Raw genomic sequence first — 24,479 nt, 5'->3', positions numbered from 1 at the left:
CGGCCCAAAAGACACCAAGCCCTACCACTACCAACTCGACCACCTCGGCACGCCGCAGGAACTGACCGACCCCGACGGCGAAATCGTCTGGTCCGTGCACTACCGCGCCTACGGCCAGATCAGCCGTCTCGACAAAGGCAAAATCGACAACCCGCTACGGTTTCAGGGGCAGTACTTTGATCAGGAAAGCGGGCTGCACTACAACCGTCATCGCTACTACAATCCGGATGTCGGTCGCTACCTGACGCCTGATCCGGTGAAGTTGGCGGGTGGGATTAACGCCTACCAATACGTGCCCAATCCTACGGGATGGGTGGATCCGTTAGGCTTAAGCACATGCCCAGGTGGGGATGGATGTAAGCCAAGCACGAGCGTTCCGACGCCCACGGAAAGTGTCAATCACGGAGAACCCGCTTTACCGCAACTAACACGTGCGGAACGACAGGCAAGAATTGATGAGCTTGCGGAGTCAAATATTCACCGACATCTATCGGAGTTGGAAACGTCAATTCCGGGAGCGCACTTCCTAGAAAAACACGGAGCTCAAACATCATTAATATCTCAACTTGAACGAGTAGAAACAGCTAGGAACCCCACCACCGGCGAAATCGAGACCTTCGATAGAGGGAGAAACGCGGGACAACCCAGACCACCAAGCGCAGCTACGCACTTTCTTAGTCACAGAGATCAATTCAATGCAATTGAACGAGCTATTTTAATATTCAAACTGAATGGCAGAGCGCAATCCCCAAAACCAATGGACATGGGAAAAATTGTCGGTGAGGGGTATAAAAGAGAGGGACTTATATATGGAAAGCAGTCAAAAGCCGTTGTGCATTTAAACAGAGACGGAAAACCAATCACTGCTTATACGGAGTTCGAAGAATGAAAAAGAAACCAGACTTGGAAATATTGAGAGGCCTGCTATTCACTTACTGCATAGAAAATACAAAAAATTTAGAGCGAGAAGAAACCATAGCATCAAAAAACATCAATGATGAAACTGAGCTTTCAGAGCTTTTTGATATTTTAACCAAGCCGGAGTTTTTATCATACCGAGAAGATGAGCAGCTTTGGTTCATAGAAACGATCGAGCATTATCTGTCGACAGACGAAGACTTCGAATCTGTTTTTTACTTGTTCGACACCTATTTCGAGGACGACATAATTGACAAAAGACACTTTATGACAGTGTTACTAAAATGTCTCAACACTTATAAAAGCGAAGCAGCGTTCAGAAATTGAAACGATTGGCCGGTCGTTAAAGCGTTATCTAAAAACAAATCACCGCCTCCCAGATAAACCACACTCCCCTGTGGCGAGCACGCTCACCACAGGTTTTGCACTGCCCTTAGATCCCAGCCAACGCCAAGTCCATCGCGAAGTAGGTGAAGATCAAATCTGCCCCCGCACGCTTGATCGACCCCAACGTCTCACGCACGACCCGATCCTCATCAATCGCCCCCGCCTGGGCGCCGAACTTGATCATCGCGTATTCGCCGCTGACCTGGTACGCCGCCACTGGCAGGCGCGAGGCTTCGCGGATGTCGCGGATGATGTCGAGGTAGGCACCGGCCGGCTTGACCATCAGTGCGTCCGCGCCTTCCTGTTCGTCCAGCAGCGATTCGCGCACGGCTTCGCGGCGGTTCATCGGGTTCATCTGGTAGCTTTTGCGGTCGCCCTTGAGCGCGCTGCCGCCGGCTTCGCGGAATGGGCCGTAGAGGGCCGAGGCGAATTTGGTCGAGTAGGCCATGATCGGGATATGGGTGAAGCCGGCTTCATCCAACGCGCGGCGGATGGCTTGGACCTGGCCGTCCATGGCAGCCGAAGGGGCGATCACGTCGGCTCCGGCGCGGGCGGCGGCAACGGCTTGCTTGCCGAGGTTGACCAGGGTCGCGTCGTTGTCGACGTGGGCACCGTGCATCACCCCGCAATGGCCGTGGTCGGTGTATTCGCAGAAGCAGGTGTCGGACATCACGACCATTTCCGGCACCGCGTTCTTGATGATCGAGGACATCCGCGAGACCAGGCCGTGTTCTTTCCAGGTGTCGCTGCCGCTGGCGTCCAAGTGGTGGGACACGCCGAAGGTCATCACCGACTTGATACCGGCACGGGCATAGCGCTCGATCTCAGCAGCCAGCTTCTTTTCCGGGATGCGTTGCACGCCGGGCATGCTGGTGATCGGCACGAAGTCATCGATTTCTTCTTCGACGAAAATCGGCAGCACCAAGTCATTGAGGGTGAACTCGGTTTCCTGGAACAAGCCACGCAGCTCCGGGGAGCGGCGCAGGCGACGGGGGCGGGCTTGGGGGAACTGGCTGGTCATGGCTGTCCTGAAAAAGTGGCTGAAAATCTTTGGGGCGAAAGCTTATGCCCCAAGGCCCCGGCAGTACAAACGCCAAGGGGCCAACAGTGTATTGCGGGGGCCGTAATAATGTATTGATCTAGAGCTGTAGACGCCCTTCGATGCACACCGCGACGGCTCCGCCGACCCAGATTTCATCGCCCTGGCGCTCGACGCGAATACGCCCCGCACGCCCCATGGCCGTGCCCTGGCTGGCCACGTAGCAATCAGGCGCGAGTCCTTCGCTGAGCAGCCATTGCGCGACGCCAGCATTCAGGCTGCCGGTGGCCGGGTCTTCCTGGGCCCCGTCGCCCGCGACAAAGGCACGCACCTCAAACTGCGCGTCCACATCGTCGCGAGCAGGGTTGCAAGGTGCAATCACGCCGACGGCCAGTCCCAGCAGTTGCGAATAGTCCGGCTGCAAAGCCAGGACTTGATCACGCTCAGCCAGCATCAACGCGAGCCACCCCGCGCCATTGTCGACCCACTGGCTGCGCACGATAGCCCCCGGCGCCAGGCCCAGTCCGAGGCGAACACGCTCCAACAACGCGGAGTCCACAGCGCCGGAGCGCATCAACGGCGGCGCAATAAACGCCAGCTCATGGCCTTGACGACGAATACGCACCAGGCCGATTTCACATTCCTGGATAATCTCCTCGCCTTTCGGCAGGCCTCCAGCCTTGAGCCACGCATGGCAACTGCCCAGCGTCGGGTGCCCGGCAAACGGCAACTCGTGCAAGGTCGTAAAGATCCTCACCCGGTAGTCTGCCCGAGGATCGCGCGGTGTCAGCAAAAACGTGGTTTCACTGAGGTTTGTCCACTTGGCAAAGTCGGCCATCTGCTGGTCGCTGAGGCTGTCAGCACCCAGGACGACGGCCAGCGGGTTGCCCTTGAGCGACACGCTGCTGAAGACATCCAGTTGTTTGAAATCGAAAGTCGGCATACGTCAGTTCGGAATACTCAGGCCACGGATAACCGCCGGCCGGGCGACGAAGCCGTCCAGCGCGCGCAGCACGTTAGGGAAGTCGGCAATGCCGACCAGATCGCCCGATTCATAGAACCCGATCAGGTTGCGAATCCAGGGGAAGGTGGCGATGTCGGCGATGCTGTAGTCATCACCCATGATCCAGGTGCGGCCGAGCAGGCGCTTTTCCAGCACCTCCAGCAAGCGCCGGGATTCGGCGGCATAACGGTCGCGGGGGCGTTTGTCTTCGTAGGCCTTGCCGGCAAATTTGTTGAAGAACCCCAGCTGGCCGAACATGGGGCCGATGCCGCCCATCTGGAACATCAGCCATTGAATCGTTTCATAACGTGTCGCCGGATCTTCGGAGAGCAACTGGCTGGTTTTTTCTGCCAGGTAGATCAGGATCGCGCCGGACTCGAACAGTGCCAGCGGCCGGCCGGCCGGGCCGTCGGGGTCGATGATCGCGGGGATTTTGTTGTTGGGATTCAGGGACAGGAACTCGGGGGAAAACTGGTCCTGGGTCTCGAAACTGACCTTGTGCGCCTCATAAGGCAGGCCCAGTTCTTCGAGCATGATCGAGACTTTTACCCCGTTGGGCGTGGGCAGCGAGTACAGTTGCAGGCGCTCCGGATGCTCGGCGGGCCATTTACTGTTGATCGGGAAGGCGGCGATTGAGTTCATCGAGATGATCCCTGAGGCAGAAAGCCCCCATGATAGTCATCTGAGCGGTGTCCTGCATGGGTCATCAATGCGCAACATCCCCCGGCTATTATCCCGCATGGGCGAACCAATACGCCCGAGTGCACTCTTAAGTGCGCCCAAACGGTGAATGGAGGCACCTCGCTATATCGACACGGAACACCGCAGGACGCCCCCAGGCGTCACTGGGGCCAGGCTTGTCCGCCTTAACGTGACGCACGAAGACTCGAACCTATAATGAAGATCAAGCCTCCGCGCCTTGTGCAACGACTCAAACAGTATTCTTACATCATGTTGCCACTTTTGCTGGTGAGCGGCGCCATGGTCGCCGCCCTCGACGCCCGCGAAAGCCGCGCCCAACCGGTGGACGGCGTACAAACCCTGGTGTTCCTGCGCCACGCCGAAAAACCTGCCGGCGGCCTGGGCCAACTCAATTGCCAGGGTTTGAACCGAGCAATGAACCTGGCCACCTTGCTGCCGGAAAAATTCGGCAAGGCCAACTTCGTGTTTGCCGCCAACCCGACCCGCAATGTCGAGGAAGGTGAGCTGGACAATTCCTACAGCTATATTCGCCCGTTGATGACCATCAGCCCCAGCGCCATCAAGTTGGGCCTGCCGGTGAACATCAAATTCTCGGCCAACGACACCAGCGACCTGGCCGACGAGCTGGTGGAAGACAAATACCACAATGCCACCATCTACACCGCGTGGTCCCACGGCTACCTGCCGGAACTGATCAACAAGGTGGCAAGTGAGGCCTCCGGCGAAAAACACACGATTACCGACGACTGGTCCGGCAGCGACTACGACACGCTGTATGTACTGACGCTGACCTGGCACAACGGCAAAGCCTCGCTGCTCAGCCGCAACTACAAGCAGGGCTTGAACGACGGTGACGAAACCTGCCCGCAGCCAACACAGGTGAGTGCCGATAGCTGAGGGCGTATGATGCACCGCTATTGACTCATCTGCGGACCCTCCCCCATGCCCAACCTCGCCTCCACCCAGCCCGTCCGGGGCTGGTCGTTCTGGTGGAAACCTGCCCTCTTCCTATTGGTGGCCTGCGTCGGCCTCTACTACGTGAAGTGGTCGCCCTACTACTTCAAGGCGTTTGTTGCCGCTGACAACCACAGCATCGGCGCCTCGATCCTCAACGATCAGCAAAGCTCGCCCCTGGCAGCGGCGCTGGCCTATGCCCAGGTGTATTTCCTCGCGATCTGGAAAGCCGCCGTACTGGCGGTGATTCTCGGCTCGTTGCTGCAAGTGCTGATCCCCCGAGACTGGTTGCTGCGCCTGTTTGGCCGTGCCGGGCTGGGCTCGACCCTGCGCGGCGGGCTGTTCGCCTTGCCGGGGATGATGTGCAGTTGCTGCGCGGCCCCCGTCGCGGCGGGCATGCGCCGCCAGCAAGTGTCGGTGGGTGCGGCACTGGCCTTCTGGATTGCCAACCCGGTGCTGAACCCGGCGACGCTGGTGTTCATGGGCTTTGTACTGGGCTGGGGCTTTACCGCCTTGCGGCTGGTGGCGGGCATTGTGCTGGTGGTGGGTGTGTCGCTGGTGGCGCAGCGCATCGCGCGGCCGGATCAGGTGCCGGAAGTCGCACTGGACGCCGTGGCCGAGGCCAGCCAGGTCGAAGCGCAACCGTTCTTCAGTCGGTGGCTGCGTACCCTGTGGCAGCTGTTCTGGAGCACCATACCGATCTATATCCTGGCGGTGCTGGTACTCGGCGCCGCGCGGGTCTGGCTGTTCCCCCATGTGGACGGCGCCATGACCAATAGCCTGGTATGGCTGGTGCCCCTGGCAATTGTCGGCACGCTGTTCGTAATTCCTACAGCGGCAGAGATCCCCATCGTACAAACCATGATGACCCTGGGCATGGGCACAGGTCCCGCCGTGGCCCTGCTGATGACCCTGCCCAGCGTGAGCCTGCCGTCGCTGTTGATGCTGCGCAAGGATTTCGATGCGCGGGTCCTGGTGACGGTGGCCGGGCTGACCATGCTGGTAGGCGTGGTGTGCGGGTTGATCGGCGCGTTTATCCTCTAAAGGCGCGCTCGCGCAGATAGGCCGTGACGGCGCCCTGCTCTCCCGCAAACTCGATCCGTGCGCCTTTGCTTTCACGCTGGAAGGCGTACATCGGGTCGTAATACTCGCGCAACAGCCCTTCAATCCAGGCGCGATGCAGGTCCACGGCGCCGCTGCGCAACTGTTCCGCCAGGGCATCCTGCATGATCGCCTGCAACCGCTGGAAGCGCTCGCCGCCCAGGCGCTTGTGGATATTGGCCAGGCTCTGGGTCAGGCGTTCGGCAAACAACGCCTGGCCCTGCTCACCAAATACCGCGATGAACTCCGCGCACAGGTCAACGACGTAGTCGCGCAGGATGCGCTCGACGCGGCCTTCGACGCTGTCTTCCAGCCACACCATCGGAAAGGTCTGCATGCCCTTGTGCAACGGCAACGGCAGCGCGCAGCTGCCGATCATGCGGCTTTCATCCTCGACCACAAACTGCTCGATACCGCCCGCGCGTTTTTTCAGCAGGTCCACCGCCAGGCGGTTTTCGAAGTCGATGTTGGAAGGTTGCACGGTGGCGCGCTTGCCGAAGCTGGAACCGCGATGGTTGGCATGGCCTTCCAGGTCCAGGGCGTTGCGCAACTGGCCCAGCACTTCGGTCTTGCCGGTGCCGGTCATGCCACCCAGCAGCACGAAATCACATTGGGCTGCCGCCTGGTCAAGGGTCTCCAGCAGGAAGGTCCGCATGGCCTTGTAGCCACCGCCGACCCGTGGGTACTCGATACCGGCTTCGGTCTTCAACCATTGCTGCACGATCTGCGAACGCAGCCCGCCACGGAAGCAGTACAAGAAACCATCGGGATTGGCCTGGGCAAACCGCGCCCATTGTTCGATACGTTCAGCCTTGATCGCCCCCGACACCAGCTCATGCCCCAGCACAATGGCGGCTTGCTGGCCCTGCTGCTTGTAGCAGGTGCCGACGCGTTGACGCTCGTCATCGGTCATCAACGGCAGGTTGATCACGCCTGGGAACGCGCCCTTGGCGAATTCGACCGGTGCACGGGTGTCCATCATCGGCCGGTCGTTGAGGAAAATGTCGCGGTAATCGGTGATGTCAGTTGCCATCAAAACACCTCTACCGCGTGGGTCTGTCGCTCAACCAGTTCGCCGATGGGCTCAAGGTCCAGGCCCAGCTCGGCGGCGACCGCGTGGAATTCTGCGTCGCCTTCCGGGGTCACGGCGATCAGCAGGCCACCGCTGGTCTGCGGGTCGCACAGCACGCGTTTGTGCAATTCCTGCAGGCGCCCGAGTTTGCTCGAGTAGCTGTCGAAGTTGCGCAACGTACCGCCCGGCATGCAGCCCTGGTCCAGGTAGTCCTCGATTCCGGGCAGACGTGGCACTTTGTCATATTCGATGCGTGCGGTCACAGCGCTGCCGTCCGCCATCTCCACCAGGTGGCCCAACAGGCCGAAACCGGTGACATCCGTCATTGCCGTCACACCGGCCAACTTGCCGAAACGGCTGCCGGGTTTGTTGAGGGTGCACATCCAGTCACGGGCCAGGCCGATATCCGCCTCACGCAACTTGCCCTTCTTTTCGGCGGTGGTGAGGATGCCGATTCCCAACGGTTTGGTCAGGTACAGGCGGCAACCCACGGTGGCGGTGTCGTTGCGCTTCATATGGCGTTTTTGCACGATGCCGGTGACGGCCAGGCCGAAAATCGGCTCGGGAGCGTCAATGGAGTGCCCGCCCGCCAGGGGAATACCAGCTTCGTCGCACACCGAGCGGCCGCCACGGATCACTTCACGGGCGATCTCCGGCGCCAGCACGTTCACCGGCCAGCCAAGAATGGCGATGGCCATCAACGGGTCGCCGCCCATGGCGTAGATGTCACTGATGGCGTTGGTGGCGGCGATGCGGCCGAAGTCGAAGGGGTCATCGACAATCGGCATGAAAAAGTCAGTGGTGGAGACTACGCCGCGCTCGTCGTCGATGGCGTACACCGCCGCGTCATCGCGAGAGGCGTTGCCCACCCACAGGTTGGGGTCGAGGTTCTGCGCGCCGCTGCCAGCCAGGATCACTTCCAGCACCTGGGGCGAAATCTTGCAGCCACAACCCGCGCCATGGCTGTACTGGGTAAGGCGAATCGGCTCGTTCATGGTGGACCTCAAGCTATCAAGTGGGCGGATTCTAACAGACAGCAAAAGGCCGGCTGGGCTCTTGTGAGCACAGCCGGCCTTTTGGGTTGCAGCGTTACTGCCGGGCAGCGAGCAGACGCTTGTGACGGTTGCGCCGAGCGATGTTCAGGCACTCGATGGCCGCCGAGAACGCCATGGCCGCGTACACGTAGCCTTTAGGCACATGGGCACCGAAACCTTCGGCGATCAGCGTCATGCCGATCATGATCAGGAAGCCCAGGGCCAGCATCACCACGGTCGGGTTGTCGTTGATGAACTTGGCCAACGGCTCGGCCGCCACCAGCATCACGATCACCGAGGTCACCACGGCGATGATCATGATCGGCAAGTGCTCGGTCATGCCCACGGCGGTAATAATGCTGTCGATGGAGAACACCAGGTCAAGCAACAGGATCTGCCCGATGGCCGCAGCAAAGCCAATGGCCACGACATTGCCGGTGCTGGTCTTCTCTTCAGGCTCCGGGTCCATGCTGTGATGGATCTCGGTGGTGGCCTTCCAGACCAGGAACAGGCCACCGGCGATCAGGATCATGTCCTTCCACGAGAACGCCTGGCCGAGCACTTCGAACACCGGCGTAGTCAATTGCACGATAAACGCAATGGTACTCAACAGGCCCAGGCGCAACACCAACGCCATGCTGATACCGATGCGTCGTGCCTTGGCCCGATGCTTCTCGGGCAATTTGTTGGTGAGGATCGAGATAAAGATCAGGTTATCGATGCCCAGCACGATTTCCATCACGATCAAGGTGGCCAGGGCGATCCAGGCGGTGGGGCTGGCGGCCAGTTGTAAAAGGTAATCCATAGGTCAGTCCTGACGTTGTGCGGGGAGATTAGGTTTCTTTGGTGTTCGATTCAGACTCGTTTTGTTCCTGATCATCCTTTTTTTGTGGATTGATCAGGCCGTTTGTCGCTTCGCTCAATGCCTGCTCGGCAGCTTTCTGGGTGTCATCGATGGCTTGCTTGGCCGACTCGGTGGCCTTGCCCATGACTTGTTGCGCGCTTTTTTCGACCTGATCGCAACCACTGATCATCACCAATGAAAGCGCAAGTAACGATGCCGCGCCCAGGGAACTGAGTTTCATGATGTCTTCCTCATTAGAACCATTGGGTCCAAATAGTGGCCCCGCGATAGCGAGGCATTCTATGCAGGCGAACAGTTCAGGAAAATTCGTATTTTCCTCGCGTATACTTCGGCTTTTACGAAGTGACGATCATCATGCTCAATTACCGACAGTTGCATTACTTCTGGGTAGTGGCCAAGACCGGCAGCATCGTGCGCGCCTGCGAGCAACTGAACCTCACGCCCCAGACCATCAGCGGGCAGATCAGCCTGCTGGAGCAAACCTACGGGATTGCGCTGTTTCAAAGGGTAGGCCGCCAGCTTGAACTCACCGAAGCCGGGCGCCAGGCCCTGCCCTATGCCGAACAGATGTTCCAGACCGGCAATGAACTGGAGGCGATGCTGCGCGCGCAGCCCAATGAGCAACAGATCCTGTTTCGGGTCGGAGTGGCGGATGTGGTGCCCAAGTCCATCGTGTACCGGCTGATCGCGCCAACCATGGAACTGAGCGAGCCCCTGCGCATTACCTGTCGTGAAGACAAATTGGAGCGTTTATTGGCCGACCTCGCGATCCAGCGCCTGGACCTGGTGATCTCCGACAGCCCCATGCCCTCGCACCTGGATATCAAGGGCTACAGCCAGAAACTGGGGGAATGTGGCATCAGTTTTTTCGCCACCCAGGCATTGGCTGACAGGTACGCCGGAGATTTCCCAAAGTGCCTGCACGGCGCGCCCTTGTTGATCCCCGGCGCGGAAACCGTGGTGCGCAGCCGCCTGCAGCGTTGGTTTGCCGAGCAGCAGATCCAGCCCAGGATCATCGGCGAGTTCGATGACAGCGCCTTGATGCAGGCCTTCGGCCAATCCGGCAGCGGGATCTTCATCGCGCCCAGCGTGATCGCCGATGAGGTGGTGCGCCAGTACGGCGTGGCGTTGATTGGCCAGACCGATGCCGTCACCGAGTCGTTCTACGCGATCTCGGTGGAGCGCAAGGTCAAGCACCCCGGCATCGTGGCAATTACCGAAGGTGCACGGCGAGAGTTGTTTACCGCCCTGCCCTGAGCGTTCAGGCGTTGGACGCGACCGCTTGCCTGGCGGTCATCAGCCACAGCGCCAGCAGGATCGACACCAGGATAAACCCGGAAGCGGCAAAACCCAGGCTGCCCAGGCCGAGTGTGTCGATCACATGACCGCCGACCATCGCCCCCAGGCCGATCCCCAGGTTGGCCCCGGCGATATTCAACGACGCCGCGAATGCCGGCGCATGGGGTGCGGCCTTCATCAGCCGTACATGGCTGACCAGGAACAGCGCCGCCTGGGTCACGCCCCACACCGCCATCGCCGCCGCCAGGCCGACCGTGGAGTGAATCGCCGGCACCAGCGCGACCATGCCGGCGATCATGAAACCGCAGAACACCATGGAAGCGATCAGCGGGTGACGGTCCACCGCACGCCCGCCCAGGGAGTTGCCGATCAGCCCGACCGCGCCGAAGCCCATCAGGCACCAACCCACCAGCGTGCCGTCGAAACCGGCCAAGCGCTCAAGGATGTCCGCCAGGTAGGTATAAGCCGTAAACATGCCGCTGAACACCAGGATCGACAGCAGGATATGGCCCTGCATCAGCGGGTTGCGCAGGATCTTGAACTGCGAGCGCAACGACACCTGATCGTTCTTCGGCTGGGTCACGGGCAAGTAGATAAACAGCAGCAAGGCCTTGGCCAACGCGACCACTGCGAGGATGGCAAACGCGGAGCGCCAGCCGGACATATCGGAAATCAGCGTTCCCACCGGAATCCCGAACACCGTGGCGCAGACGATGCCGAAGCCGATCTTCTCGATGGCGCGCCCGGCGTATTCGGGGCCGACGATATCCACCGCCGTTTCACTGGCCAGGGCCCAGAACACCGGCAGGCCCAGGGCCGGGATCAAGCGCGCCAACGCCATCACCCAAATGTTCGGCGCCAATGCGGCCACGGTATTGGCCACGCCGAACAGGATCAGGATGCTGATAAACAGACGCTTGCGTGGGAAACGGGCGCAGTACGCGGTCAGAAACGGGCCAAAGGCCGCGACGGTAAACGCGAACAAGGTGACCAGCAGGCCAGCCTGGGACACGCTGACGTTGAGGTCCCGGGCAATGGAAGGCAACAGGCCGACGATAACGAACTCTGTGGTCAGCACGGTAAAGCCGGCGGCCGACAGCAGCAGGATGGGAAACAGCATGAAAACTCCAGAAACGACGACATCAACGGCAGCCCGAAGGGCCCGCTGACAGAAAGGAAAGGTGAGAGATACCAATCTTAACAGAGTATGTCCGGCTTTTGCGAAGCCCCGGCGACCCAATGCCGCAGCGGCCGGGACAGGTCCAGCAGCATGCTAGACTTGGCGACCTGCTTCCTACAGCCCTTTCCGCCTGCATTGCTGCGCCCTTTAAAAAAACTAGAGACAACCTTCATATGACTGCTGCCCCTTCTCTTTTACAACGCCTGGCCCGCCTCAGCCTGGTCACGCAAATCGTCATCGGCTTGATCGCCGGCATCCTGCTGGCCCTGCTATTGCCCGAGGCGGCCAAGGCCTCCGGGTTTATCGGCAAGGTATTTGTTACCGCGCTCAAGGCCGTGGCGCCGATCCTGGTATTTGTGCTGGTGATGGCGTCGATCGCCAACCATAAACACGGCCAGGAAACCCATATCAAGCCGATTCTGTTCCTGTACCTGCTGGGCACTTTTGCCGCCGCCGTGGTGGCGGTGATTGCCAGCATGTGGTTTCCCTCATCGCTGGTGCTCGCCTCCCATGACGCCACCGTGAGCGCCCCCGGCGGCATCGGCGAGGTCTTGCAAAGCCTGCTGTTGAGCGTGGTGGACAACCCCGTCAGCGCGCTGATGAACGCCAACTTCATCGGCATCCTGGCCTGGGCCATCGGCATGGGCATTGCCATACGTCATGCCGGAGCAACCACCCGCGCGGTGCTCGACGACCTGTCCAACGGTGTAACCCTGATCGTGCGTGTGGTGATCCGCTTCGCCCCGCTGGGTATCTTCGGCCTGGTGGCTTCGACACTCGCCACCTCGGGCTTCGGCGCCCTGCTCGGCTACGCCCACCTGCTGGTGGTGCTGATCGGCTGCATGCTGTTCGTAGCACTGGTGGTCAACCCGGCCATCGTGTTCTGGAAACTGCGTCGCAACCCCTACCCGCTGGTGTTGATGTGCCTGCGCGAAAGCGGCATCACCGCGTTTTTCACCCGCAGTTCGGCGGCGAATATCCCGGTGAACCTGGCCTTGAGCAAACGCCTGGGCCTGCATGAAGACACCTACTCGGTGTCGATTCCGCTGGGGGCCACGATCAATATGGCCGGTGCCGCGATCACCATCACCGTGTTGACCCTGGCGGCCGTGCACACCCTCGGCATTGCCGTGGACCTGCCAACCGCCGTGCTGCTCAGCGTGGTCGCGGCCATCTGCGCCTGTGGCGCGTCGGGTGTGGCCGGCGGCTCACTGCTGCTGATTCCGCTGGCGTGCAGCCTGTTCGGCATTCCCAGCGAGATCGCCATGCAGGTGGTGGCCGTAGGCTTCATCATCGGCGTGCTGCAGGATTCGGCGGAAACCGCGCTCAATTCGTCCACCGATGTGCTATTTACGGCGGCCGCGTGCCTGGGCAAGGAAGAACAGACGGCTTAAACGCCAGGCGTAAAAAAGCCCGGGGCGGTTCATTCCTGAACCACCCCGGGCTTTTTTTGGCTGCTTAGAAAGCGCCCATGTAGTCACGCTTGCCCACTTCCACGCCGTTGTGACGCAGCAAGGCGTACGCGGTGGTGACGTGGAAGAAGAACTGCGGCAGGCCGTAGGTCAGCAGGTAGGACTGGCCGCTGAAGCGCTTCTCTTTCGGCGTGCCTGGGCGGGTGATGATCTCGATGCCTTCCTTGCCGTCGACTTGCTCGGGCTTGATGGTGTCGACAAACGCCAGCACCTTGGCGATCAGCGCTTGCAGGTCGGCGAAGGTGACTTCGGTATCTTCGTATTTCGGTACTTCGATCTCAGCCAGGCGTGCGGAAACGCCCTTGGCGAAGTCGACGGCGATCTGCACCTGGCGCACCAGTTGGAACATGTCCGGGAACAGCCGCGCTTGCAGCAAGGCGTTGGGTTCGATGTTTTTGGCGGTGGCGTGGGCTTCGGCTTTGTTCAGCACATCGCTCAGGGCGGTGAGCATTTGCTTGAAGACGGGGATGGAGGCGGCGTACAGGGAAATAGTCATGGCAGTCTCATGGGTAATGGCAGGGTTGGAACCAGCGGCGATTATAGACACGCCAGGCGCTTGTCTTTTATTTTTTCCGGCTTACGCTAGTGCGTTCACAGCATAGGGAAAGCGCGATGACCGCCGAGCACGACACCGACACCCCTGAGCCGCGCCTGAACAGCACGGAAATTCGCGTCCTGGGTTGCCTGATCGAAAAACAGGCGACCAACCCGGAAACCTACCCCCTGACCCTCAACGCCCTGGTGCTGGCCTGCAACCAGAAGACCAGCCGTGAACCGGTGATGAACCTGAGCCAGGGCCAGGTTGGCCAGAGTCTGCGTGCACTGGAAGGCCAAGGCTTCACGCGCCTGGTAATGGGCAGCCGCGCCGACCGCTGGGAGCATCGCGTGGACAAGGCACTGGAACTGGTGCCGGCCCAGGTGATCCTGACCGGGCTGCTGTTCTTGCGTGGGCCACAGACGGTCAACGAGCTGCTGACCCGCAGCGGGCGCATGCATGACTTCGAAGATGCCGAACAGGTGGTGCACCAGTTGGAGCGCCTGATTGCCCGCGGGCTGGCGCTGCTGGTGCCGCGCCAGGCGGGGCAGCGGGAAGATCGCTATACCCATGCGCTGGGCGATCCGGCGGACATCGAGGTGATTATCGCCGCGCGGGGAAGCCCGGTGGAACGCTCTGCCGGCGCAGTCTCGCTGGATCGTATCGAAGAGCTTGAAGCGCGAATTGCAGCTCTGGAAGAACGATTGGCGCAGCTGGAACAGGCCTGACACGGTCAAACATGTGGGAGGGGGCTTGCTCCCGATAGCGCTGGGCCAGTCAACACTTTCATTGCCTGATACACCGCTATCGGGAGCAAGCCCCCTCCCACATTTAGAGCTGCAGTGGCCTTCAGTTGCGGGCGAAGGCTACTGCCTTCTGGAACTGTTCATCCGTAGGCCGCACGCCGGTATAAAGCACAAATTGCTCCAACGCCTGGATCGCAATCACCTCCAGCCCGGTGATCACCCGCTTACCTTTGGCCCGACCGCGCACGATCAATGGCGTTTCGGCGGGGATCGCTACCACATCGAAGACAGTGTCCGCTGCATCCACGGCATCCGCCTCAAACGCCAGGGCATCCGCCTCGGCCCCGCCGGTCATGCCGATGGGCGTCACGTTGATCAGCATCTGCGGACGCAAATCGCCCAGTTCCGCCTGCCATGCGTACCCAAGATTCTGCGCCAACGCCCGGCCGGCCAGTTCGTTGCGCGCCACGATCACGCCATTTCCATAACCACCGTCGCGCAAGGCGCTGGCCACGGCCTTGGCCATGCCGCCGCTGCCACGCAGGACGAAGGTCGAATCCTTCGGCACGACGTGTTTCTTGAGCAATTGTTCGACGGCGATATAGTCGGTGTTATAAGCCTTGAGGTGCCCGTCAGTGTTCACGATGGTGTTCAGGGAGTCGATGGCTTGAACTGAATCGTCGAGTTCGTCCACTAAGGCAATGGCAGCCTCCTTGAAGGGCATGGACACCCCGCAACCACGCACGCCCAATGCGCGGATACCACCTATCGCGCCGGGTAAATCCTGGCTGCTGAAGGCTTTATAGTAGAAGTTCAGCCCTAACTGTTCGTACAGATGGTTATGAAAACGCAGGCCAAAATTCCCGGGACGCGCCGACAGTGACATGCACAGTTGGGTGTCCTTATTGGGGTGCATCTGCATGGATAACTCCTTTGAGTAAGCAAATCGGTACAGACCTTACACAACCTTTACCTTGCGGCCGTGCTGTTTTTCAGAAATACGTTGTCTTAAAAGTATCCCCGCGACATTACTTGAGTCTATTGATTGCAGACCACAAGCGCAGGGGCTAACCGAGGAATGACCATGATTCGTACAATCCCCAAGATCGCCTTGCTGGTAGGTGCACTCGCTATGGCAGGCCAAGCCTCCGCCCATGGTGGTGGATGGGGTGGCCCAGCCGTCTTGGGTGCCCTGGTCGGCGCCGCCGTAGTGGGCTCCGTGGTTGCCAGCCAACCCCGTGAGGTCTATGTGCAGCAGCCGGTCTACGTGCAACCGCAGCCGGTGTATGCCGCGCCGCCGCCGGTCTACTACGCACCACCGCCACCGGTGTACGTGCAACAGGAGGTTTATTACCGCCCGGCGCCGGTCTATTACGGCCCACCGCGCGGCTACTATGGCCCTCCCCACGGTTACTACCGCCGCGGCTGGTAAGTCTCAACCGTCACACATGAAACAGGCCTCGCCCACTCGCGGGGCCTTTTTTTGTGGGTAACGTCCGGATTTATCCTGCCAAGGTCGCTCTGAGGACAATGACCAGGCTGCAATCCCACACTATTAAGGTCGAAAGTCTACTTGCCCGAAACAGGCTCACGCTGTCATGTTTGTGTCACGACACACTCCCACTATCAATCCTGTCCACTCAATAACAACAAGGACGACTGACCATGCCCACACAAAACCCGCATCGCACCGCCGGCCTCTGTACGTCCAGCAAGGTCTACAGCGCCCTCACGGAGCTCAAGCACCTGGAAGGCCACCGCAGCGCCAAGTTCCTCGCGCTGCTGGCGGAAAACCTGGTGCGCAAAGGCCTGCTTAATGAGCAGGAAGTGGTGAGCATGCTCGATCAAGTGGTCGACTGACGCCTTTTGTTAATGTCGACTATCGAGCCAGATGATTTTTCCTGAACGCCAGCGCCCCGTAAGGTGACCTCCATAGCGATTGGAGGTTCTTATGCCCACTGTTCAAATCATGTCCGTCATTGGCAGCGCCGTCCCCGCCCCGCTTCGGGAGCTGGGCCTGCTCGCCTGCTGGTACCTGGTACGCGACGGCGAAGCCATCAGCGGCCCGCTCACGTCGTTGTCCGCCGCCGAAAAACAACTGCAACAGGCCTCGAATTTCAGGCTGCACGCCTGAGACTCAAGGCAACGGCAGCTTGACCCGCGGCTTGCTTTCGACAAACAGCGCCCAACTGGACATGAACAACGCCGCCACCAGCGGCCCGATCACAAACCCGTTGAGGCCGAATACCGACAGGCCGCCCAGGGTCGAGATCAGGATCAGGTAGTCGGGCATCTTGGTGTCCTTGCCCACCAGGATCGGGCGCAGCACGTTGTCCACCAGGCCGATCACAAACACGCCGAACAGGGCCAACACCACGCCCTGCCAGATCGAACCGCTCAACAGGAAGTAGGCGGCCACCGGCCCCCACACAACGCCCGCTCCCACGGCCGGCAGCAGTGACAGAAACGCCATCAACACCGCCCAGAGCAACGCGCTGGGAATGTCCAGGAACCAGAAAATCAAACCACCCAACGCCCCCTGGGTCACGGCCACCAGCACGTTGCCCTTGACCGTCGCGCGTACTACCCGATTGAACTTGAGCTGCAACCGGCGCTTCTGCGGTTCGGCCAACGGCACCGCCGTGCGTACCTTGCGCACCAGTTCCGGGCCGTCGCGCAGCAGGAAGAACAGCAGGTACAACATGATGAAAAAACTCACCAGGAAATCAAACGTACCCTGGCCGAAGCTGAACGCCTGGGTCGCAAAGAACTGACTGCCCTGCATCGCGCTCTTGACGATCTTCTCGCGCAGCCCTTCCAGGTTGCCCATGCCGAAACGGTCCAGCAGGTGCTGGAAATAGGGCGGCAGGAAGTTCTTGAACTGCTCGATATAGCCGGCCACATCCAGCTTGCCGCTCTCGACGTTTTTGTAGAGCGTGGCGCCCTCTTGCACCAGCAACGCGCTGGTAATGATCACCGGCAGAATCGCGATCACCAGGCACACCATCAAGGTGGTCAGGGACGTCAGGTTGCGGTTCCAGCCGAAGCGCTGCTGCAGGCGGCGCTGCATCGGCGCAAAGATGATGCCGAGGATCACCGCCCAGAACACCGCACCGTAGAACGGCAGCAATATCCAGATAAAGGCGACGGTCACCAGGGCCAGCAGTAACAGCAGGGTCTTGAATTGCAGGTTGGTTTGATTCATGTCCGATCCATGTCAAAAAAGCAGGCCGCGCGTTTGCGTCCAGCTGCTTAGTCCACCACAAATCCCGGGAGTGCCATCTTTGTTGCGGTAAGCGTAGACCCAGATCAATAAAGCCCGGCACACGTTGGGCTACGCTCGCGGCCTTTTGCGACCCGATCCCCATGCCTCTCGTCCTTGCCCCCGAACTGCTCGCCCCCGCCGGCACCTTGAAAAACATGCGCTACGCCTTCGCCTACGGCGCCGACGCGGTCTACGCCGGCCAGCCGCGCTACAGCCTGCGGGTGCGCAACAACGAGTTCGACCACGCCAACCTGGCGCTCGGCATCCAGGAAGCCCACGCGTTGGGCAAGCGGTTCTACGTGGTGGTGAACATCGCGCCACACAATGCCAAGCTCAAGACGTTCCTCAAGGACCTCGCCCCGGTGATCGCCATGGGCCCGGATGCGCTGATCATGTCCGACCCGGGGCTGATCATGCTGGTGCGCCGGCACTTCCCGATGATGCCGATTCATCTCTCAGTGCAGGCCAATACGGTGAACTGGGCCAGCGTGGAGTTCTGGCAGCAGCAAGGGATTTGCCGGGTGATCCTGTCGCGGGAACTGTCCCTGGAAGAAATCGGCGAGATTCGCCAGCAGGTGCCGGCCATGGAGCTGGAAGTGTTTGTGCACGGTGCCTTGTGCATGGCCTATTCCGGGCGCTGCCTGCTCTCGGGCTACATGAACAAGCGTGACGCCAACCAGGGCACCTGTACCAATGCGTGTCGCTGGAAATACCAGGCCACCCCGGCGGTGGAAAACGCCACGGGCGATATAGTCCAGGTGTATCAACCGGAACCCACACTGGGGATCGGCGCGCCCACCGACCAGGTGTTCCTGCTACAGGAAGCCAATCGCCCCGATGAGCACATGCCTGCCTTCGAGGACGAGCACGGCACCTACATCATGAATGCCAAGGACCTGCGTGCCGTGCAGCATGTGGAGCGCCTGACCCACATGGGCGTGCATTCGCTGAAGATCGAAGGCCGCACCAAATCGCATTTCTACTGCGCGCGCACGACCCAGGTGTATCGCCAGGCAATCGATGATGCCGTGGCCGGCCGTGCGTTTGACCGCAACTTGATGACCAACCTGGAATCCCTGGCCCAACGCGGCTACACCGAAGGTTTCCTGCGCCGCCATGTGCACGACGAATACCAGAACTACCAGAACGGCAGCTCAGTGTCCGAGCGCCAGCAGTTTGTCGGCGAGTTGACCGGCGAGCGCCGCGGCGAGCTGGCCGAGGTCAAGGTGAAGAACCGCTTTGCCGTGGGTAATCACCTGGAACTGATGACCCCCGCCGGCAACTTTCACTTTGACCTGGCCAGCCTGCACAACACCAAGGGCGAAGCCATTGACGTGGCGCCGGGGGATGGGCACACGGTGTATGTGCCCCTGCCGGCCGAGATGGACCTGCGCTTTGGCCTGTTGATGCGCGACATCGTGTAGCGGTTCAGATCCTGAACTGACCGACCAATTGCCCCAACCGTTGGCCCAGGTCCGCCAAACTGCGCGAGGTCTGGGCGCCCAACTGGGTTTCATCGGCCACGCTGTCCACCGCCACGGCAATCTGATGCACGCTGCGGTTGATCTCTTCGGCCACGGCAGTCTGTTCTTCGGCGGCGCTGGCAATCTGCGCGTTCATCGAGTTGATGGTGCCGATCAACTGGGCCATGGTGTCCAGGGACGCCCCGGCTTCGTTGGCCTTGGCCGAGGTGCCATCGCCGGCATCGCTGGAGCGGCGCATGGCATCCACGGCAGCCTCGGTGCCTTTTTGCAGGCGGTCGATCATGCCCTGGATTTCCTGGGTGCTGGTTTGCGTGCGGCTGGCCAGGGCGCGCACCTCGTCGGCGACCACGGCAAAACCACGCCCGGCCTCCCCTGCCCGCGCGGCTTCGATCGCCGCGTTAAGCGCCAGCAGGTTGGTTTGTTCGGCAATCGAGCGGATCACGCCGAGCACGCTGACAATCGACGACACGTCCTGCTTCAGGCTGTCGAGGGAGACACCGCTGCTGCGGATGTCATTCACCAGCGCATGGATCTGCGCAATGCTGCCGTCCACCACGCGCTTGGCAGCCTGGCCTTCTGCGTCGGTCTGTTGCGCGGCCACCGAGGCGCCTTGGGCACTGCGCGCCACTTCTTGCGCTGCGGAGGACATCTGGTTGATGGCGGTGGCCACTTGGTCGGTCTCGTGACGCTGGCGTTCCATGGCCTGCTCCGAGCGCTGGGCCTGGTCGGACACCTGGCTCACCAGGCCGGTGAGTTGGGTGGTCATTTCGGTGATCTGGCGCACCAGGCCATGGATCTTGTCGACAAAACGGTTGAATGCGCCAGCCAGGTCGCCGAGTTCATCCTGGCTGGTGATGGCCAGGCGGCGAGTCAAATCGCCTTCGCCGGCAGCAATGTCGTCGAGGTTGGCTTTCATCAGATGCAGCGGGCGCAGGATAGTGTTGGCCAGCAGCATGCCGGCAGCGGCGATCACCAGCAATACCACCACGGCCACGCCGAGGATGCTCAGCAGCACGCCTTCCATGCGTTTTTCCACCTTGGCCTCGACCACCGCTACCTGGGCCTCGATGCCATCCAGGTTCACCGATGTACCGATAACCATGTCCCACTTGGGCAGGTATTCGGTGTAGCCCATCTTGGGCACCAACTCGGTCTGGCCGGGCTGGGTCGAACTGTATTGCAGGTAGTGGCTACCGTCCTTGCCGACCTTGACCAGGTCGCGGTTGACGTAGACACCGTTGGGGTCACGGTTGTCCTTGAAGCTCTTGCCCACGCCGTCGGGGCTGTTGCCCTTGAACAGACGGATGGTCTCGGAGTCGTAGCCGAAGAAGTAACCGTCCTTGCCGTAGCTGGTGTTGGACAGCAGCTTGACCACCTCCGCCCGCGCCGCCGTATCCCCGGGCGCGGCCGCGTCGTAGAGCGGCTTGATGGTGGTCATGGCCACTTCCACATAACTTTGCAGGGTGGCCTTGGCGTTGTTGAGCAGGCGCTGGCGGGTTTCATCCACCTCGTTGCGCGCTTGCCCCTGGAGGATCCACACGGTGGTCAGGCTGATGACCACGGCGAACAGCAACACCGGTACAACGGCGAGGGACAGGACTTTGGCCTTCAGACTCAGACGCATGGCTTTTCTCTCTTATTAAGCGACTTGAGAGGTTATCGGCCAGCGCCGGTGAATCTGTAGATCAGAGTGTCATCGCCGCCAACCAGCCAAACGCCAGCAATGGGATGTTGTAGTGCAGGAATGTTGGCACCACGGTGTCCCAGATATGGTGATGCTGGCCGTCGATATTCAGGCCGGAGGTCGGGCCGAGGGTGGAGTCCGAGGCGGGCGAGCCGGCATCACCCAGCGCCCCGGCGGTGCCGACGATGCACACGATGGCCAGCGGGCTGAAGCCCAGTTGCACACACAACGGCACGAAAATCGCCGCCAGGATCGGCACCGTGGAAAACGACGAGCCGATGCCCATGGTCACCAGCAGCCCCACCAGCAACATCAACAACGCCCCCACACCACGGCTATGGCCGATGAACGCCGCCGAGGCCTCCACCAGCGAGCGCACGTCGCCGGTAGCCTTGAGCACTTCGGCAAAGCCTGACGAGGCGATCATGATGAAGCCGATCATCGCCATCATCTTCATGCCTTCGGTAAACAGGTCGTCGGTGTCGCGCCAGCGCACGATGCCCGAGACCGAGAAAATCAGGAACCCGGCCAGGGCACCGATGATCATCGAGTCCAGCCACAACTGGATGATGAACGCCGAGGCAATCGCCAGGCCGGCCACCAGCAGGGTCAGCGGGTTGTACTGCACCGCCACTTGCTCGACCCGCTCGATGTTCTCCAGGTCATACACACGCTTCTTGCGGTAGCTGATAAACACCGCCACCAGCAGCCCGACCACCATGCCCAGCGCCGGTAGGCCCATGGCGTGCGTGACGTTGACCTGGCTAATGTCCACGCCGCTCTTGGCCACGTTGGCCAGCAGAATCTGGTTGAGGAAGATATTGCCGAAGCCCACCGGCAGGAACATGTACGGCGTGATCAAGCCAAAGGTCATCACGCAGGCGATCAAACGCCGGTCCAACTGCAACTTGGTCAGCACATACAGCAGGGGCGGCACCAGCAACGGGATAAAAGCGATATGGATCGGCAGGATGTTCTGCGACGCGATCGCGACCACCCACAACAAGCCGATCAGCAGCCATTTGACGTGGTTGCCGCCCGTGGCCTCCTGACGGTCGACCAGCAGCAAGGCCTTGTCCGCCAGGGCGTGGGCCAGGCCGGACTTGGCAATCGCCACGGCGAAAGCGCCAAGCAAGGCGTAGGACAAGGCCACAGTCGCACCACCCCCCAAGCCACCATTGAAGGCCTTGAGGGTGGCTTCGATACCCAGGCCACCGGTCAGGCCGCCCACCAGGGCGCCGACGATAATGGCGATGACCACATGCACGCGGGACAGGCTGAGCACCAGCATGGTGCCGACCGCGGCGATGACTGCGTTAATCATGGTTACCTCAAGCAGAAACATAAAAAACAGGCATGCCCGCGCCCAGGCGACCATCGGGTGGCAGCCAGCGTGCAGGCTTGAAGGAGGTCTTATTAGAGGGCGCGCACTTTGCAGCAGGCGGGGCGCCATGTCAAAAAACGGCGCCGTTTTGAGGTTTAAATTGATCGTTTGAATAAAGAAAATCCCAGATCGGCCGATAACCGTGCTCTATATGTTTTTCAGGTAAGGATGTACCGATGGCCCTCAGACAGCTCTCCATTCAATGGAAAATCACCCTGCTCGCCGGCCTGTGCCTGCTGGGGATCGTGACCCTGCTGGTGGGTTTGTCGTTGTACCGCATGGCGCAGAGTTCCGAGCAGGTCAAAGCCTCCAGCATGCAGATGCTCAATGAAGCGGCCCAGGCACGCATCGAGGCCCAAGGTGAGGTGCAGGCACTGGGCATCCGCCGGCAGTTCATGGACGCCTATCAATACGGGCATGGGTTTTCCCGCCAGGTCCTGTTCCTGCGCGAGCAAGCGGAAAAACGCTTCCTCGACGCCTTCGACACCCGCGAAGACCTGACCCGCCAGGTCAAGGCCGCGCTGCAGGCCAACCCGGAACTGCTGGGCCTGTCCCTGGTCTTCGAAGCCAATGCGCTGGATGGCAAGGATGAGTTGTTCGCTGGCCAGGCGGAGCTGGGCAGTAATGACAAGGGCCGCTTCGCCCTGTACTGGTCGCAGCCGACACCAGGCAAGTTGACCTCGATGGCACTGCCGGAAAGCGACATGTCCGACACCAGCATCGGCCCCAGCGGTGAACCGGCCAACGCCTGGTTCACCTGCCCGCGCAGCACGCTCAAACCGTGCGTGATCGAGCCGTACTTTTATGTGATCGACGGGCAAAACGTGCTGATGACCAGCATCGTGTTTCCGTTGACGGTCAATGGCAAGGTGATCGCCTCGCTGTCGGTGGACATCAACCTCAACAGCCTGCAGGCCGTGAGCCAGCAGGCCAGCCACAAGCTGTATGACGGCCAGACCCAGGTCAGCATCCTCAGCCCAACCGGTTTGCTCGCCGGCTATAGCGCGGACGCCAGCCAGTTGAGCAAACGCCTGGACCAGGTCGATACGCAAAGCGGCGCGCAATTGATCAGCGCATTGGCCAGCGGGACACAAATCCGCAGCCTGCGCACCGACCATCAGCTCAAGGTGCTGGCGCCGTTCGCGCCGATTCCAGACGGCAAGCCATGGGGCGTGTTGCTGGATGTGCCGGAAAAAGTCCTGGTCGGGCCGGCTGAAGCACTCAAGACCCAGATGGACGCCGATAATACGCGCGGCACCCTGCTGGAGTTGAGTTTGGGCCTGCTGGCCGCAGTGATCGGCCTGATCCTGGTATGGCTGATGGCCCGCAGCGTGACCCGACCGATCCTCGGCGTGGCCCATATGCTTGAAGACATCGCCAGCGGCGAAGGCGACCTGACCCGCCGCCTGGCCTACGACAAACAGGACGAACTGGGCCAACTCGCAGGCTGGTTCAACCGTTTCCTCGACAAGCTGCAACCGATCATTGCCGAAGTAAAACGCTCAGTACAGGACGCCCGGGGCACCGCCGACCAGTCCGCCGCGATTGCCACGCAAACCAGCGCCGGCATGGAGCAGCAGTACCGCCAGGTCGACCAGGTGGCCACCGCCTCCCACGAAATGAGCGCCACCGCCCAGGACGTGGCCCGCAGCGCCGCCCAGGCAGCCCAGGCCGCGCGTGATGCCGACCAGGCCACCCGCGACGGCCTGACGGTGATCGACCGCACCACCAGCAACATCGGCGAGTTGGCGGCGGACATGAGCACCGCCATGGCCCAGGTCGAAGGCCTGGCCGCCAACAGCGAGAAGATCGGTTCAGTGCTGGAAGTGATTCGCGGCATCGCCGAGCAAACCAACCTGCTGGCGCTCAACGCGGCGATCGAAGCCGCCCGCGCCGGTGAGGCCGGCCGTGGGTTTGCCGTGGTCGCCGACGAGGTACGCAACCTGGCACGGCGTACTCAGGAGTCGGTGGAGGAAACCCGCCTGGTGATCGAGCAATTGCAGAGCGGCACCGAAGAGGTCGTGGGTTCCATGGGCAACAGCTACCGCCAGGCCCAGGGCAGTGTCGAACAGGTCGGCGAGGCCGTCACCGCCCTGCGCCAGATCGGCGATGCGGTCACGGTGATCAGCGACATGAACCTGCAAATCGCCAGCGCCGCCGAAGAGCAAAGCGCGGTGGCCGAAGAGATCAACCACAATGTGGCGACCATTCGCGATGTGACCGAATCGCTGTCGGAACAGGCCAATGAGTCGGCGCGGGTGAGCCAGGCGTTGAACAGCCTGGCGAATCAGCAGCAGGGGTTAATGGACCAGTTCCGCGTCTGAGGGTCGAAGGCAGTCCAATGTGGGGGGGCCC

Annotated in this window: 25 protein-coding genes and 2 pseudogenes; 13 read left to right on the top strand and 14 right to left on the bottom strand. The window is 60.9% G+C overall.

Annotated features, from left to right (window positions below):
- A partial coding sequence (locus M2397_RS27570) for an RHS repeat domain-containing protein (RefSeq protein WP_259244823.1) occupies window positions 1-889 on the top strand: 889 nt, incomplete at its 5' end.
- Window positions 886-1,245, top strand: coding sequence for a hypothetical protein (locus tag M2397_RS27565; protein WP_259244822.1), 360 nt, complete (start codon window positions 886-888; stop codon window positions 1,243-1,245). The genes M2397_RS27570 and M2397_RS27565, both read left to right, overlap by 4 nt.
- Window positions 1,246-1,351: 106 nt before the next feature.
- Here the strand turns inward: M2397_RS27565 and hemB are convergent, their stop codons facing one another.
- From hemB to M2397_RS27550, 3 genes are all read right to left on the bottom strand, one after another.
- Window positions 1,352-2,326 (bottom strand): porphobilinogen synthase, encoded by a 975-nt coding sequence (hemB, locus tag M2397_RS27560; protein WP_131699999.1) that lies wholly within the window; start codon window positions 2,324-2,326, stop codon window positions 1,352-1,354.
- Between the two features lie 118 nt (window positions 2,327-2,444).
- A complete protein-coding gene (locus M2397_RS27555) occupies window positions 2,445-3,287 on the bottom strand; it encodes a PhzF family phenazine biosynthesis protein (protein WP_131700000.1) in 843 nt (280 codons plus the stop codon).
- A gap of 3 nt (window positions 3,288-3,290) precedes the next feature.
- Window positions 3,291-3,989 carry a glutathione S-transferase N-terminal domain-containing protein gene (locus M2397_RS27550; RefSeq protein ID WP_167656648.1) on the bottom strand — a complete coding sequence of 233 codons (699 nt, stop codon included), beginning with the start codon at window positions 3,987-3,989 and terminating at the stop codon, window positions 3,291-3,293.
- Between the two features lie 255 nt (window positions 3,990-4,244).
- Here M2397_RS27550 and M2397_RS27545 point away from each other — a divergent pair, with 255 nt between their 5' ends.
- Entirely contained in the window at window positions 4,245-4,946 is a 702-nt protein-coding gene (locus tag M2397_RS27545) for a histidine phosphatase family protein (RefSeq protein WP_259244821.1), read from the top strand.
- Between the two features lie 45 nt (window positions 4,947-4,991).
- Window positions 4,992-6,047: a permease gene (locus tag M2397_RS27540; RefSeq protein ID WP_092489737.1), complete on the top strand. Its 1,056-nt coding sequence runs from the start codon at window positions 4,992-4,994 to the stop codon at window positions 6,045-6,047.
- On the opposite strand, the gene mnmH is transcribed toward M2397_RS27540, so the two are convergent.
- The 4 genes from mnmH to M2397_RS27520 form a co-directional block, all read right to left on the bottom strand.
- Window positions 6,037-7,137 carry a tRNA 2-selenouridine(34) synthase MnmH gene (gene mnmH / locus M2397_RS27535; RefSeq protein ID WP_145337088.1) on the bottom strand — a complete coding sequence of 367 codons (1,101 nt, stop codon included), beginning with the start codon at window positions 7,135-7,137 and terminating at the stop codon, window positions 6,037-6,039. The genes M2397_RS27540 and mnmH overlap by 11 nt on opposite strands.
- A complete protein-coding gene (gene selD / locus M2397_RS27530) occupies window positions 7,137-8,171 on the bottom strand; it encodes a selenide, water dikinase SelD (RefSeq protein WP_131700005.1) in 1,035 nt (344 codons plus the stop codon). The genes mnmH and selD overlap by 1 nt, the downstream gene beginning before the upstream one ends.
- Window positions 8,172-8,265: 94 nt before the next feature.
- Window positions 8,266-9,015 carry a TerC family protein gene (locus M2397_RS27525; protein ID WP_065926954.1) on the bottom strand — a complete coding sequence of 250 codons (750 nt, stop codon included), beginning with the start codon at window positions 9,013-9,015 and terminating at the stop codon, window positions 8,266-8,268.
- Window positions 9,016-9,043: 28 nt separating this feature from the next.
- Window positions 9,044-9,295 carry a hypothetical protein gene (locus M2397_RS27520; RefSeq protein WP_131700006.1) on the bottom strand — a complete coding sequence of 84 codons (252 nt, stop codon included), beginning with the start codon at window positions 9,293-9,295 and terminating at the stop codon, window positions 9,044-9,046.
- A 134-nt stretch (window positions 9,296-9,429) separates the two neighbouring features.
- Between M2397_RS27520 and nhaR the strand changes: the two genes are divergently transcribed.
- Complete coding sequence (nhaR, locus tag M2397_RS27515; protein ID WP_131700007.1) at window positions 9,430-10,332, top strand: transcriptional activator NhaR; 903 nt, start codon at window positions 9,430-9,432, stop codon at window positions 10,330-10,332.
- A gap of 4 nt (window positions 10,333-10,336) precedes the next feature.
- On the opposite strand, the gene M2397_RS27510 is transcribed toward nhaR, so the two are convergent.
- Window positions 10,337-11,494 carry an MFS transporter gene (locus tag M2397_RS27510; protein ID WP_259244820.1) on the bottom strand — a complete coding sequence of 386 codons (1,158 nt, stop codon included), beginning with the start codon at window positions 11,492-11,494 and terminating at the stop codon, window positions 10,337-10,339.
- Window positions 11,495-11,727: 233 nt separating this feature from the next.
- On the opposite strand from M2397_RS27510, the gene sstT reads away from it, so the two are divergent.
- On the top strand, window positions 11,728-12,948 hold the full coding sequence (gene sstT, locus M2397_RS27505) for a serine/threonine transporter SstT (protein WP_259244819.1): 1,221 nt from the start codon (window positions 11,728-11,730) through the stop codon (window positions 12,946-12,948).
- Window positions 12,949-13,012: 64 nt separating this feature from the next.
- Here sstT and M2397_RS27500 read toward each other — a convergent pair whose 3' ends face one another.
- On the bottom strand, window positions 13,013-13,522 hold the full coding sequence (locus M2397_RS27500) for a DUF1993 family protein (RefSeq protein ID WP_071483466.1): 510 nt from the start codon (window positions 13,520-13,522) through the stop codon (window positions 13,013-13,015).
- A gap of 116 nt (window positions 13,523-13,638) precedes the next feature.
- Here M2397_RS27500 and M2397_RS27495 point away from each other — a divergent pair, with 116 nt between their 5' ends.
- Window positions 13,639-14,289, top strand: coding sequence for a YceH family protein (locus tag M2397_RS27495; protein ID WP_065926946.1), 651 nt, complete (start codon window positions 13,639-13,641; stop codon window positions 14,287-14,289).
- A 121-nt stretch (window positions 14,290-14,410) separates the two neighbouring features.
- Here M2397_RS27495 and M2397_RS27490 read toward each other — a convergent pair whose 3' ends face one another.
- On the bottom strand, window positions 14,411-15,229 hold the full coding sequence (locus tag M2397_RS27490; RefSeq protein ID WP_259244818.1) for a shikimate 5-dehydrogenase: 819 nt from the start codon (window positions 15,227-15,229) through the stop codon (window positions 14,411-14,413).
- A gap of 156 nt (window positions 15,230-15,385) precedes the next feature.
- On the opposite strand from M2397_RS27490, the gene M2397_RS27485 reads away from it, so the two are divergent.
- The 3 genes from M2397_RS27485 to M2397_RS27475 all read left to right on the top strand — a co-directional run bounded on the left by M2397_RS27485 (window position 15,386) and on the right by M2397_RS27475 (window position 16,441).
- The gene (locus tag M2397_RS27485) at window positions 15,386-15,739 is read left to right on the top strand and encodes a hypothetical protein (protein WP_027603153.1); all 354 of its coding nucleotides are present in this window, start codon (window positions 15,386-15,388) and stop codon (window positions 15,737-15,739) included.
- A 233-nt stretch (window positions 15,740-15,972) separates the two neighbouring features.
- Window positions 15,973-16,167, top strand: coding sequence for a hypothetical protein (locus M2397_RS27480; protein WP_003173044.1), 195 nt, complete (start codon window positions 15,973-15,975; stop codon window positions 16,165-16,167).
- Window positions 16,168-16,258: 91 nt separating this feature from the next.
- Entirely contained in the window at window positions 16,259-16,441 is a 183-nt protein-coding gene (locus M2397_RS27475; protein WP_053132189.1) for a hypothetical protein, read from the top strand.
- Between the two features lie 3 nt (window positions 16,442-16,444).
- On the opposite strand, the gene M2397_RS27470 is transcribed toward M2397_RS27475, so the two are convergent.
- On the bottom strand, window positions 16,445-17,512 hold the full coding sequence (locus tag M2397_RS27470) for an AI-2E family transporter (protein WP_259244817.1): 1,068 nt from the start codon (window positions 17,510-17,512) through the stop codon (window positions 16,445-16,447).
- Window positions 17,513-17,673: 161 nt separating this feature from the next.
- Between M2397_RS27470 and yegQ the strand changes: the two genes are divergently transcribed.
- Window positions 17,674-18,996, top strand: a complete 1,323-nt coding sequence (yegQ, locus tag M2397_RS27465) for a tRNA 5-hydroxyuridine modification protein YegQ (protein WP_131700012.1) — start codon at window positions 17,674-17,676, stop codon at window positions 18,994-18,996.
- Between the two features lie 4 nt (window positions 18,997-19,000).
- Here the strand turns inward: yegQ and M2397_RS30625 are convergent, their stop codons facing one another.
- The 3 genes and pseudogenes from M2397_RS30625 to M2397_RS27455 all read right to left on the bottom strand — a co-directional run bounded on the left by M2397_RS30625 (window position 19,001) and on the right by M2397_RS27455 (window position 22,061).
- Complete coding sequence (locus M2397_RS30625) at window positions 19,001-19,756, bottom strand: methyl-accepting chemotaxis protein (protein WP_405046501.1); 756 nt, start codon at window positions 19,754-19,756, stop codon at window positions 19,001-19,003.
- Window positions 19,757-19,858: 102 nt separating this feature from the next.
- A pseudogene (locus M2397_RS30620) lies at window positions 19,859-20,680 on the bottom strand (cache domain-containing protein); the annotation flags it as partial.
- A gap of 61 nt (window positions 20,681-20,741) precedes the next feature.
- Window positions 20,742-22,061 carry a Na+/H+ antiporter family protein gene (locus M2397_RS27455; RefSeq protein WP_259244824.1) on the bottom strand — a complete coding sequence of 440 codons (1,320 nt, stop codon included), beginning with the start codon at window positions 22,059-22,061 and terminating at the stop codon, window positions 20,742-20,744.
- Between the two features lie 239 nt (window positions 22,062-22,300).
- On the opposite strand from M2397_RS27455, the pseudogene M2397_RS30615 reads away from it, so the two are divergent.
- Both M2397_RS30615 and M2397_RS30610 read left to right on the top strand, forming a co-directional pair.
- Window positions 22,301-23,590, top strand: a pseudogene (locus M2397_RS30615) (HAMP domain-containing protein); the annotation flags it as partial.
- A 102-nt stretch (window positions 23,591-23,692) separates the two neighbouring features.
- Window positions 23,693-24,448 (top strand): methyl-accepting chemotaxis protein, encoded by a 756-nt coding sequence (locus M2397_RS30610; protein WP_371920978.1) that lies wholly within the window; start codon window positions 23,693-23,695, stop codon window positions 24,446-24,448.
- Window positions 24,449-24,479: the final 31 nt, after the last annotated feature.

It is taken from the genome of Pseudomonas sp. BIGb0381 (assembly GCF_024809815.1).
In the GTDB taxonomy this organism is placed as follows: Bacteria; Pseudomonadota; Gammaproteobacteria; order Pseudomonadales; family Pseudomonadaceae; genus Aquipseudomonas.
The sequence above is the reverse complement of the archived record's forward strand: the minus strand, read 5'-3'. Positions and strand labels throughout refer to the sequence as shown.